This is a genomic window from Corynebacterium sp. UMB4614, from assembly GCF_030217065.1.
GTDB lineage: Bacteria > Actinomycetota > Actinomycetes > Mycobacteriales > Mycobacteriaceae > Corynebacterium.
In genome coordinates this window covers 1-11666 of record NZ_JASONC010000005.1, presented here as the reverse complement: position 1 = coordinate 11666, position 11666 = coordinate 1, and the positions used below count along the sequence as shown (strand labels likewise).

Below are 11666 nucleotides of genomic sequence, written 5' to 3'. Positions count from 1 at the left end.
CACAGCGTTACTAAATCCGTGGTCCTAACAGCTATCGCGTCCCCATTCGTGGCCATGTCTCAGTCGTTTAGCAAGCAGGCGAATACGCTCTGGTACGAGATTTTCGATGTCGTCAAAGACAACTCGCTGGTGGACTACTCGGGGCCGACTCCTGCGGATAACGTGATGGAACGGCTACTTCAGGCACGCTCATAGTTATTGGCGTAGTGCGGGTACGGTGTGGGCGTAGATGACGACCACTGCAATCAAGGCGATACAGACGGCGAAGGGTGCCAGCGGGTTCCACCCGTAAAGGGCGGTCGAAGCCAGCGGGGCAATCGCGTACGCCAACCCATTATTAGCGTTGATGACGCCAGCCACTGCGCCTTGCTCATCTGCACTCATCTTCAAGGTTGGGCCAGTGTTGTACCCGGGCATCGCCAGTCCCATACCTACCCCCAGCACGATACACCCGACAACCAGTAAAGCGTGCGAGGAGGTAGGCCAAATGAGCACAGTTGCAACTAGTGTAATGGCCAGACCAGTACGTAAAAGCTTCGCTGCTCCCCACCCTGTCTTTGGAGCAATCACCGCTTGGGCAATGATCATGGTCACGCCCATGATGGTCAGGTAAATCGCGGAAATACCTGCGGTCGCAGTTGCCGACAGGGCGAAGCGGTCTTGGACAGTGAATCCAAAAATCGTAGCAACAGAAGAAAACACAAGAAACATCACCAGACCAGTTGCTAGCCAGGGAGCTACACGCGGATCAGTGAAGCGAATCCGTTGAGGCTTTGCAAAAAGTTGCCCTCGGCTTTGAGGTGCGAAACTCACCAAGAGAACAACCAGACCAATCACCATCACAACGGGCATGACCACCAAGGGCAAGAGCAGGCCACCAGCAGCGGCTAACACACCTCCAGTAACACCTCCAACAATGGAGGCCATCCCTTGAGCCGCTCCAATCATGCCCAGTGCTTTTACCCGCCCGTTCTCGCTGGCAGCATGCGTGACCAGGTGGGCTTGCGCGGTCGGGGCGATCGCTGAAATCCCTCCACCATAGAGCAAACCACGAGTGATCACAACACCAAAAACTAGTCCGACACCGCCAACTACCTGGTTCATCCCCAGGTAGGAGACAATACCGAAGGCGCTCAAAGCGATGATCGCGATCACAAGCCCAGCAGCGAGTACACGTTTAGCGCCGACACGTTGGGAAGCTCGCCCCCAATAAGCACTCAAGCTCGCTAGTACAATCGCTGCCAAAGAGATAGTGGCGCCAATATGCCATTCCCGCAATCCCATCTGTCGTGACAGTGGCGCGATGATCGGATTGAGAATCATTTGCCCCATAAAGGCGAGAAAAACGATTCCCACTACCAGGTTCGCTTGCGCTGCTGGATCAATAGAGCTCTGTGTCGGCTTATTACTATGAGGGTCGGGCATCACTACACTCCATTACTAGAACACTGTTTCACTTAGGGATATTGTAGAATGGTGTTCTAGTAAGGGTCAAGGAATAAGTTAGGGTCACCTTATGAACACTGTGCTAACGGGGCGAAGGGCTGGGCTATCACGCGAGCTGATTGTCAAACAAGCTGTACAGTTAAGCGCGATCAGTGGCGTTGAGGGATGGTCAGTACGGGACATTGCCCGTGAACTGGGCGTGGTTCCCTCAGTGATTTATCATTATTTTCCAAACAAGGAAGCCATTTGTGATGCTGTTGTAGACCGGGTATGTGTCGGGATTGAAGTTCCCGACCCGGACCTTGAATGGAAAGCCTGGTTTCGAGCTATGGCTCACAATCTACGCCCCGCATTGTTAGCATATCCGGGGATTACCGACAGGTTCGCGCGGGGCAAGTTCACCGAACAGTTTTTGCCGATGATCGATGGAGCCTGGGCCAAACTACAAGAAGCTGGGTTTGGTGACAATTCGCCTGTGGCCTACACAATTATCGCGAACTCGATCATCCACACGATCGGAGCGAGAAACCTGCGCGCATCCAATCAAATCCAGCCTCGCCACAACCTGCACGAAATGCTTGTCAGGCTTGAGCCTATGATGGCTCAATCTGTTGGACTGACCAGTATTGTCAACTCTTACCTGGAGCCTCTCTCACACCCTGATGAAGAAGAAGCGATGTCCGAGGAATACTACGACCTCGTCATCGATGTGATCCTAGACGGCATCGAACACACCCTGCTGCCTTAACTCTGACCCACTTCTCAATCATCGTCTTAGTGAACGCCCGCACAGCTGTGTACTTCAACACAGCGGATGTAGCCCAGTTGATAAGCCGGGTCAGTTCACGTTCACACCCGCGTTCTCATGGTCACAGAGACGGTTAAATTGAGGTTACCCCATGCGAGGTCTGCGGGGGTGGTGTTTTCATCCGACATGTGGTTTGTCTCCTCCGTGGGGTGTTGGGTGTGTTCCACGCCTTGGTGGTAACGGAGGTGAGTATGAGACATATTGGTTGGCGGTCAGTTTTATTGAGTGGTTACCCAGTCCCCAGCTTCAACAAAAGCTGTTAAATCAACAGGGGAACTTCCTAGTAGCTCCACCGTGCCGTCGGACTTCACCAGCGCGGCGCTATCCCCATCATCTGCGTTCTCCCCTGGAAACACTGCAACGGTTCCGTCTGGGTGTACACATACCTCTACGTCCCAATCTTTGCCAGGATACGTCGAACAAACCATGCTGTAAGCACGGGTTGCAACATGCTTAATCAACACCAATTACTCCTAACAATTCATCCGTAGGTGTCAAATCGTCCGTGCGCATCATCGTCAGCGAACCCGCCTTCAACTTCTTCAACCGTTCGTCAACATTGATTAGTCCATCTGATGACTGGCCCACAATGACTTTGCTACGTGGAGGAATTTCAACAACCGCTACTGGCCAGCCCGCTACCTGGTGGACAAGCACGGCAACGTCCGGCAGATCGTGGAAGGGGAGGGAAGCTACGCCGAGACAGAAAAGCTCGTGCGTGAATTGCTTGTCGACGCCAACACCGAAGTCAACCTCCCCGAACCGGTCGAAGGCGGCGAAGCAGCAGGCGGTACAAAGGGCCGCAACCCGGAAACTTATCTCGGTACTGCGCGCGCCGAGTACACCAAGCAGCCCGGTTACACCGACGGTGAGCACGACTTCGGTGAACCGGCCGCTCCGGAGCGCGGCATGTTCACTTTGAACGGGACGTGGATTCTCGAGGAGGAATCAGTACAGAGCACCAGTGGAGGACTCCTGGACATCAACGTCTTCGCCAAGTGGGTCCAGCTCGTGGTTTCGGGTGAAGGCGAGATCGAGGTCGAGTATCCGGACGGTGCGACAAAGTCGTTCCCGGTCACAGATGGAACCCTCGACCTTGTGAAAGGCGACACGCCCACTGAGGGAGTGCTGCACATCCGGCCCACGGCAGGCGTGAAACTGTATTCGTTGACCTTCGGCTAGGCAGAGACAACCTTGTCCAGCGTCTCGGCGAACCGCGCGACGGTGCCGTCGACATCGCCCCACTTGTCCAAGCCGAACAGACCGATGCGGAAGGTGGAAAAGCCCTCCGGCTCGCCGACCTGCAGCGGAACACCGCTGGCGATCTGGACGCCGGCCTGCTTGAACGCGGATCCGTTGGCCTGCTCCGGGGCGGTGGCGTACATGACCACGATGGAGGTGGCCTCGAAGCCGGGGACGGCGACGGAGACGTAGCCTTTGTCCGCCAGCAGCTTGCGCACCTTGGTGCCCAACTCGACCTGGTGGGCGGTGTACATTTGACGCGCATCTTCCCGTGCCCTACTGCTTCCCGAGTTGCTAGATGTTCCGGGAGCGATAGCGCCATGACCGCATCCTGCGGTACTTCTCTGGATTTACTTGCTGTCTTTAGCGGGAAGGTTTCTTTGCGCCGACACGTCGTGGACTTCAAGTTCAACGTCTAACGCCGGTCGTTAATGACGCTTCGCGTTATTGGGGGAGTAGGTTGAAGCGCGGTCCGTTCGTCCGTCGTGCGCCGCTCCGCGGTGGGGAGGAGTCCGATGGGGCGCGGGACTATGCCCATGAAGACGTAGGTCGTGTCCGCCTCGGGGTGATGCGCCGCTAGTTCGGCTCGCTTCCACGACAGAACGAGGAGCCGGCGCGACGATCGACGTGGACGACGGCTCCGCCAAGGGGACTGCTGCACGATCAGACAACAGCTTCAAATTCGTGCCACTAGGCGCCCCCGAACTGTATAGAGTGACGCCTACCGGGAGGGAGATTCGAGTGTCGGAAAGCGGACCAGAGAAGAGACTGAAGTTCTTCGGCCTCAGCGACTACGGAACCTTCTGGCAGGCCGACCGCCTCCTAGAGCTCGTCCGTGAATTCGATGCTACTCGTGGCGATCAGGGCATAAACGACATCGTTGAGTTGCATCATCTCGCGTTGTTCCTAGAACACAAAGTTCTCCCGAAGGACCTGGCCGAAGCAGAGCGAGACGCGCCTCTGGCACACGTCCCCGAGATCCGGGAAGTCATCGGCAGGTTTTTCGGCAAAGTGACTGACGCCACCTTCTCAACGCTCGTTCAGGACGTTGACTTTCAGTACCGCACAGACGTCCTCGATCTTCTCGGAAAAAAACAAGGTCTTCGAGCGCTGCACTGACTCGATCGTGCTTGCTGCACTTCAAGAGCAGAGTTTCCACCCGCACGATCTGCTCTCATGCCAGGCACTCGTGCGTGCCTACGACCAGGAGATTCGGGCCCTGCTACTCGATGAGCCGCGCAATGCTGAGCTGCTTGCGCGGGAGTTCCTCCAGTCCGAGGGGCGGGATCCAATCCATCTTCCGAAGAGCTTCACTCCCGCGGATCAGCGTGGTCTGTTTGACCGCTACCTCGATGAGGAAGAGCCCAACCTCAACTTCGTCAAGCTGATCGCATCCGCACGAGCTGACAAGAACACCGGCGTCGATGCACGACTGAAGCTAAAGGCTCGTCGCAAGGTAGATGCGCTCACGAAGAAGATGTTCGAGTCCACGGAGGGGATCAAGACCGGCTGCGAAGTGGGCATCTCGGCCGATCAGGTCGAAGAGGTCGTCCAGTCTTTGGACGGCATGGTTGGCAAGTACTCCTACAGTCGAACCTGGCTCACGGAGAACCTCGACCACCCGACTATTCTGAATAACTTTGTTCACCTGTTCCAGTTCGCCAACGACCATATGCTCCTGGAACTCCCTTCCTACGGAGCGCAACTTGGCGTCTTCGAGCGGTTCATGGGTACGCCGGGCAAGGGCGACTACCGGACGGGGGCGGTGTTCAGGCTCAAGGATCAGGCGTCCTTGCTTCAGACCTTGATGTACGAGCGCTTCCTCAGCTCCGAAGGTATAGAGCTCGAGTCGGTCATCGCTTGGTTCTTCACGGACTACCTTGAGCAGGAGTTCGGTGCCAAGGGGCTGAAGTACCGCGCCTCCAGCCCGACCGCTACCTACCTTGAGAAGAGCCGCCATCTGTTCTCAGAGATGGAGAGCGTCCTCAAGCAGTTCACGCTGCATGTCGACTACGGCGAGGTTGACCCGGAGCTGCTGACAATCACATCGGAGCAGCTTTCCTACGGCGACATCCCGAGTCAGGTTGTGGATAAGTACGCCTACGTTGCCAACAACGCGGACATCCAAGGAATTCAGCACCTGCTCTTCTCGGACCAATCCGGATTGGTGCACATCAGCAGCGATCTGGAGGCAGAGAGCTTCCTCCACTTGGTCATCGCCAATGACATCGCCTACGACCAGTTCCACGAGTACCAACAGCGCAACATCGACTTCCTGGTCGAGAAGGGCATCCTGACCGGAGATCGTGACCGAATTGCGTTTGCAAGCGCGCCACAATTGCATGTGCTCAAGGAACTCTGGGAGTACGAGGTGACGAGCTGTCTCCATCATTCGGCGGCCGGCCAGAAAGCCATTGACGAGATGGTGAGCGCCGGATGGCTGGTGCATCGATCAACGCTGCTCAGCGCCGCGGAGGTCAGCTACTTCAACTACTTCCTTAACGATAAGGAGTTCAGCAACGGACCTAGCCTGCGCAACCGCTACCTCCATGGATCACAGGGAGACGGTGACGACGACCGCGTTCACCGCCACACGTATCTAACAGCGCTCCGCCTACTCGTTGCGCTGGTCATCAAGATCAACGATGACTTCTGCCTGACGGATAACGCCGTGCTCGCGAAGGAATAGGGGCCGACCGCTGGCATGGTTGAGCCCTCTTCAGATCCCTAGTATGTGGCGTCTCAGCCGGGTTCCCTGCCGGCGTGATGGCGCGGTACCTCCTTCGTGGCGTCCTGCAGGCTGACCCACGTCGAGGGTGAGCCTGTGTCCCCTGATCAGTAGCGAGCACTGACCGTGGGGAGGGGGAGCACGTGAACCCCGTGTTCAGATGTACCTATGTGCCGGAACTCGGTGGAGTTTAGATTCAACGTGTGATCGACGGCCGATTATCGGGCACGCTGGACTTCAGTTCATCTGTGGTCGAGCGGCCCAGGCGTTGACATTGCATTGCTGCTCGGTGTGGTCGCCCGCAGCCACGACTGTTCCGTCGGCGCGCAGCCCGAGCGAGTGTCTCGCTCCGGCTGCGATCGCTGTGATGCCGGTCCATGACTGGACATCGCACTGGCCGAACTGGTTGTCGCCCGTTCCGAAGACCCTTCCGGTCTGGCTCAGCGCGAGCGTATGGACGGAGCCGGCCGCCACTGAGGTGATGCTTCTCCACGATGACACCTCGCACTGGCCTCTGCTGTCGTCGCTGACGGCGACGACGGTGCCGTCTTCGTGTAAGCCGACGGTGTGCAGGTAGCCGGCAGAGACCCCGGACACGTGTGTCCACCGGGCGACGTCGGTCTGCCCTCGCTGATTGTTGCCAGTTGCGAGGGCTGTGCCGTCGCGTCGAACTGCGATTGTGTGCCAGTCGCCGCATCCGATCTCAGTTGACCATGATCTCGCTGTAGATTGTCCTACGTGGGGGGCATGTGGTGGAGTAAAGATTTTCGACCTGACATCTGGCCGCAAGACAGGAAGGAGCCCGGGACCGGGAGTACGATGCCTAATGATCCTCTCAACCTCGACAAGGCCGGCGAGTGGGCTGGCGTGTGGTGGCTGCCGGAAGCCCCTAGCGAGAAGGTCCCGGGTGTCCTACGGTACGACCCGGAAGATGGTCTCTCTCTGTCGCTGATCGGCACCTTCGAGGATCGGATCTTGACGACGGACTCGTCTGGATGGACTGCTGTTCACGAAGGAACCCGCACCTGGGAAGTCATGCACGGTGTGGCCGAGCTCAGGGAGATCACACTGCTTGGCTGTGTTCCTAGGAGCACCAGAAGGACCATGGGTGCGCGAGTGGCGAGCCCTGATAAGCAGACCGTGACCGCGACGGTCGCCATCATCGGCGCGCATGTCAGCGGTGACGCGGATCCGGCGTTCGCTAGGGCAGAAGTCTCAGTCGAGGATCTGAGTCTCTGGGCGGCGTCTTCTGTGTTCGAAGGATCCCTCGGGGCTCCCGACGGCAAGATCGATGGGACCGGGCGTATCTCGGTGAAGCCGGTCGAGGCGCAATCGGTCGTGGTCGACGACACTGAGTATCGCCTTCAGCACACGCACACGCTTCCATTCTTCGACCAGCGCAAGGGAGGAAGCGTCGGACGTATGCGGGACACGGTGTCCATCTGCGTCGTGCCAGCCGAACCATTCTCTCTGAGTGTTGCTCTGCAGGAGGCGAGCCTGGTGCAGGACCTGATCTCCCTGGCGACGCATCGCGCGGCCGGAGTGATCTGGCTCCGACTGGAAGTTGCCGGGACCGAGTCGCACTTCCCTGATGGCCGCCCGCTGCCGCGCCGACGTGCCGATGTGCTCTACTCACCGGCCGCGCTTGGAAAACACGACGCGAAAGTCGTCGATCACCACCGAATGTTCTTCACCTGCGGCTCGATCCCATTTGAGGAGGTCATGCCCCGATGGTGCGAGGCCCATGGCCGCCTGGAGGCAGCGACAAACATGATCTTGGGCTTGCGCTACGCACCGGCCCGTTTTGTTGAGAACAATCTTCTGACGGCAGTCGATGCTGCCGAGGTGTTGCACCGCAACCTCCGCATCGACGAGAAACCGTTCCCCAACGCGGAGTTCAGGGCGATGCGAGAGGCGATGCTGGCGCAGGTTCCCGATGAGCACCGAAACAGGTTCAAGGGGGCGATCCGCAACGACCCGACCCTCCGTGATCGGCTCCATGCCCTCGCCGCGCGACCCGATCAGGAAGCGATCGCACAGCTCTTACCGGATGTCGACCATTGGGCGAAGTGGACGACGCGCGCCCGCAATGACCTCGCGCACGAGGGCAGAACGCCCAACCATTCCATCGAGGAGCTGATCGCCGTCGTCGAGGTGACGACCGCGGTCGTAATCCTCAACGTCTTGCACGAGCTCGGGTTGCCGGCGGAGCGGCAGCGAGAGATCGTGCGGGAGCACCCGCAACTGAGGGCTACGTTCCGTACCGCTGCCGAATGGCTGGTTCCCTCACCAAACCCTTAGGTGCACTGCGATAGCCGCTACTTCGGAACCTCCGTGACGCTGCTGCCCGGTCGTTTAGTGCGAGACGCGTGTAAGCCTGCTCTATCGCTCGTTCGTTGAGTGCGTCATGGCGGGCGGGCGAGACGACCGGCTGTAAGTGGTGGCAGCGCGTCAGTGCCGCCTGGTGCGGCGGTGAGACGGGAGAATGTCGTCGGCCCTTAAGAACGCGGTGGAGTTCCGCTTCAATGTCAAAGCTCCATGTCGACGTGCTGCCGGGCCCGTTTCCCCCGGAAGCATGTCTGAGACCGTCATGACGCCTGAGACGCTTGCCCTACGCGGGATTCTCGTTGCGCGTCTTGACTAGTTCCAGGTGCTCATCGATCGGTACGGCGCGACCAACCCGAAGTTGTTCGGGTCCGTCGCGCGCGGCACCGCGTCTGCAGGATCGGACATCGACATCCTCGTCGGGATGGACCCTGCGGAGGGACGTCTCCTGATGCGTGCGTCTGGTCTGCTCGAGGAGAGTCGCGCTCTGTTCGGGCGCGATGGCATCGACGTGTTTCCTGCCCAGTTGCTCAGGCACCCGGTATCCGCTTCGACGCTCGCCGAGGCGGTGCCGCTGTGAGTCGCAGTCCGGCGAAGCCGTGAACCATCTTCCCGATGAGATCACCGGCGCGCACCCTGAGATCGTCTGGCCTCAGATTCGGGATTTCCGCAACATCCTGGTGCACCAGTATTTCGGCGTCGACATCGACGTGGTCCGCGATATCGTCGATACTCATCTGCCTCCTCTTGCCTAGGCGCTGCGGTGCCACATCTCTGCTAACTGACGGCGCGGCTCCAAAGGTTATTCGGCTACGGAACGTGGTCGAGTTTAAGTTCAATGTTAGCTAAGGGCCTTATTAAAAGCGTTTGGCAACACGCGCTCCTATTTACCTTCGTATCTCGCGAGACGCTGACGTGGATGGCCTCACCATCGACCGGCAGCGTCAGGACTGTGAAGCCATTGCAAAGCAGCGTGGCTTGGACGTTGGACATAGGACATAACTACGCCGATCAGTCCATTTCCGCGTCAAAGAAGAATGTGGCTCGCCCCGACTACGACGCCATGGTGGCATCCTTTGAACGCGGCGAAATCGACGCGATCATCTGCTGGGACCTCGAACTACCCGCCCCACGTCGGTGGGTAGTCCGATCAGTCGGACAAAACTACTCCCGCACCACAGCGTAATAAGGGGTGCACCTTAAAAACATCCGGAGGTGGGGGTAACTCCCCCTCGTTGCCCAGAGACAAAATACGCCAGTGGCGTCTGTACGACGAGCCGAAGGTAGGACAAATTCCAATCCAGAGAGGTCTTGCACTGTTGCGGTGCGGTTGTCTTCTTTCTCACCGTATTGGACCCTGCGAAATTAATTGGATACGATAGGCCCATGTTGATTTCAGGTTCCGTTTTCATGCGGCCGCTCACCAGCCGCTAAGGCGGTTTTCTCCCTCCCGCAGGTTAGAAACCGCTCCGGTCCTTTAGCCGGGCGGCTATTTGTCATGCCCGGCTCCGTTTCAACTCCAAGGAGCACACCTGATGTCTGCATACGGATACGGCCGTCACGAGCATGGCCAAAATTTTCTCACAGACCACAAGATCATCAACTCCATCGTCGATCTTGTGAAACAAACCTCCGGCCCCATCATTGAGATCGGGCCAGGAAGCGGTGCCCTCACTCACCCGATGGCCCACTTGGGGAGGGCGATAACGGCAGTTGAGGTAGACGCAAAACTAGCTGCCAAACTCACAAAAAAGACCGCCTCGGCGGCGGTCGAAGTGGTCCATGATGATTTCCTTAACTTCCGGTTACCCGCCACTCCCTGCGTCATTGTGGGAAACATTCCCTTTCACCTCACCACTGCCATTCTTCGAAAGTTGTTGCATGCGCCGGCATGGACTGACGCTGTACTCCTCATGCAGTGGGAAGTCGCTCGCCGCCGGGCCGGGGTAGGTGCAAGCACGATGATGACGGCTCAGTGGTCCCCATGGTTCACGTTTCACCTTGGTTCCCGAGTACCAAGGTCTGCTTTCCGGCCACAGCCAAACGTTGACGGGGGGATCTTAGTGATCCGCCGGGTGGGTGACCCGAAGATCCCGATAGAGCAACGCAAAGCCTTTCAGGCGATGGTGCACACCGTTTTCACCGCCCGGGGACGCGGGATAGGGGAAATTCTCCGAAGGGCAGGGTTGTTTTCATCACGTTCAGAGACACAATCATGGTTGCGCTCGCGAGGAATCGACCCCGCAACCCTACCTCCCAGATTGCACACCAGCGACTGGATCGATCTCTTCCAGGTGACTGGTTCCTCTTCACCGCGCCATCGGCCCATTTCACAATCGGGAAGTAGTCAACGCCCTCCTCAACGGAAAAATCGAGGCCGGCGGCGGTAATCCCCCCACCGCCAAAACCGAAATCCACCAGTAGTAGTGAACGACCCATGTTCGTCTACCGTGAGCCGCGTTATGGCAGTGACGTGTTCTCGTCGGGCACAGTCATAGTTCCCGGCGTTGCCAGCGACAGGGTTCTACACCCAGCAGCGGGACCGATCAAAATCACCCGCACGGGGAACGACCCTGCTGGTGGTTTCGATTTTGATGAAAGCGAGGAGACATAGCCCCTCGCCAACTCCCCGTAGCTGGCGAACAGTAGCTCCTGGCGCTGGCGCTCGTTGGTGAGTTTGCGTGCCACATCGAAAGCCTTATCGACTTCCCGGTCCAAGTTGTTGTGAGCCTTGAGCAGAATTGGGTCCATCGATAACGGGTTGTAGTGCTCCGCGAGTGACCGCTGGGGGTGCCGCTCGCGTGCCCGCAGCACCAACTGTCCAGCGTCGATGATTCGCTGCTGCGCCTTCTCATCTAGTTCACACAGAGCTGGTCCGCAGTTGTAGTTCCCGATGTACTCCGAAAAACGGAAAAAATAAATAGTGGGGATACATCAACCTTCCACTTTCCATTCTTCCGGCTCAGAGTATTGAGGGGTCTGGGACCGGGTCCGTAAACCCTTTATGTTTTTCGCGCACAGCGGTTTTTAGCGACGCACCTGGGGTTGCCCGCAAATGGTGGACACGTAGTGGAGCTACCTCATAGTTAGGCAGCTGTTTCTTCTTCGTTGGTGGTC

At 58.1% G+C, this 11666-nt stretch carries 13 protein-coding genes and 2 pseudogenes; 10 read left to right on the top strand and 5 right to left on the bottom strand.

Features of this window, described 5'->3' with window-relative positions; genetic code table 11:
* Window positions 1–30 precede the first annotated feature (30 nt).
* Window positions 31–195, top strand: a pseudogene (locus QP413_RS10320) (terminase); the annotation flags it as partial.
* Here the strand turns inward: QP413_RS10320 and QP413_RS03445 are convergent.
* Entirely contained in the window at window positions 196–1425 is a 1230-nt protein-coding gene (locus tag QP413_RS03445) for an MFS transporter (RefSeq protein ID WP_284780628.1), read from the bottom strand.
* A gap of 91 nt (window positions 1426–1516) precedes the next feature.
* On the opposite strand from QP413_RS03445, the gene QP413_RS03440 reads away from it, so the two are divergent.
* Window positions 1517–2194 carry a TetR/AcrR family transcriptional regulator gene (locus QP413_RS03440; protein WP_070462451.1) on the top strand — a complete coding sequence of 226 codons (678 nt, stop codon included), beginning with the start codon at window positions 1517–1519 and terminating at the stop codon, window positions 2192–2194.
* Window positions 2195–2899: 705 nt separating this feature from the next.
* On the top strand, window positions 2900–3436 hold the full coding sequence (locus tag QP413_RS03435) for a hypothetical protein (protein ID WP_284780627.1): 537 nt from the start codon (window positions 2900–2902) through the stop codon (window positions 3434–3436).
* Here QP413_RS03435 and QP413_RS03430 read toward each other — a convergent pair.
* Window positions 3433–3750, bottom strand: coding sequence for a hypothetical protein (locus tag QP413_RS03430; RefSeq protein WP_284780626.1), 318 nt, complete (start codon window positions 3748–3750; stop codon window positions 3433–3435). The two genes, QP413_RS03435 and QP413_RS03430, sit on opposite strands and share 4 nt — an antisense overlap.
* 373 nt (window positions 3751–4123) lie before the next feature.
* On the opposite strand from QP413_RS03430, the gene QP413_RS03425 reads away from it, so the two are divergent.
* Both QP413_RS03425 and QP413_RS03420 read left to right on the top strand, forming a co-directional pair.
* Window positions 4124–4615: a hypothetical protein gene (locus QP413_RS03425; RefSeq protein WP_284780625.1), complete on the top strand. Its 492-nt coding sequence runs from the start codon at window positions 4124–4126 to the stop codon at window positions 4613–4615.
* Window positions 4545–6185: a hypothetical protein gene (locus tag QP413_RS03420; protein WP_284780623.1), complete on the top strand. Its 1641-nt coding sequence runs from the start codon at window positions 4545–4547 to the stop codon at window positions 6183–6185. The genes QP413_RS03425 and QP413_RS03420 overlap by 71 nt, the downstream gene beginning before the upstream one ends.
* A gap of 276 nt (window positions 6186–6461) precedes the next feature.
* Here the strand turns inward: QP413_RS03420 and QP413_RS03415 are convergent, their stop codons facing one another.
* A complete protein-coding gene (locus QP413_RS03415; RefSeq protein WP_246821256.1) occupies window positions 6462–6821 on the bottom strand; it encodes a hypothetical protein in 360 nt (119 codons plus the stop codon).
* A gap of 36 nt (window positions 6822–6857) precedes the next feature.
* Window positions 6858–7013: pseudogene (locus tag QP413_RS03410) on the bottom strand (RCC1 domain-containing protein); the annotation flags it as partial.
* A gap of 30 nt (window positions 7014–7043) precedes the next feature.
* On the opposite strand from QP413_RS03410, the gene QP413_RS03405 reads away from it, so the two are divergent.
* The 5 genes from QP413_RS03405 to erm all read left to right on the top strand — a co-directional run bounded on the left by QP413_RS03405 (window position 7044) and on the right by erm (window position 10939).
* Complete coding sequence (locus tag QP413_RS03405) at window positions 7044–8525, top strand: HEPN domain-containing protein (protein ID WP_070512995.1); 1482 nt, start codon at window positions 7044–7046, stop codon at window positions 8523–8525.
* A 349-nt stretch (window positions 8526–8874) separates the two neighbouring features.
* A complete protein-coding gene (locus tag QP413_RS03400) occupies window positions 8875–9129 on the top strand; it encodes a nucleotidyltransferase family protein (RefSeq protein ID WP_232745419.1) in 255 nt (84 codons plus the stop codon).
* A complete protein-coding gene (locus tag QP413_RS03395) occupies window positions 9050–9304 on the top strand; it encodes a DUF86 domain-containing protein (protein ID WP_081636726.1) in 255 nt (84 codons plus the stop codon). Before QP413_RS03400 ends, QP413_RS03395 begins: the two co-directional genes overlap by 80 nt.
* 218 nt (window positions 9305–9522) lie before the next feature.
* Complete coding sequence (locus tag QP413_RS03390) at window positions 9523–9735, top strand: recombinase family protein (protein WP_246821248.1); 213 nt, start codon at window positions 9523–9525, stop codon at window positions 9733–9735.
* Window positions 9736–10084: 349 nt separating this feature from the next.
* A complete protein-coding gene (erm, locus tag QP413_RS03385) occupies window positions 10085–10939 on the top strand; it encodes a 23S ribosomal RNA methyltransferase Erm (RefSeq protein WP_284780619.1) in 855 nt (284 codons plus the stop codon).
* Window positions 10940–11009: 70 nt separating this feature from the next.
* Here the strand turns inward: erm and QP413_RS10270 are convergent, their stop codons facing one another.
* Window positions 11010–11363 (bottom strand): type IIL restriction-modification enzyme MmeI, encoded by a 354-nt coding sequence (locus QP413_RS10270; RefSeq protein WP_016423158.1) that lies wholly within the window; start codon window positions 11361–11363, stop codon window positions 11010–11012.
* Window positions 11364–11666 lie beyond the last annotated feature (303 nt).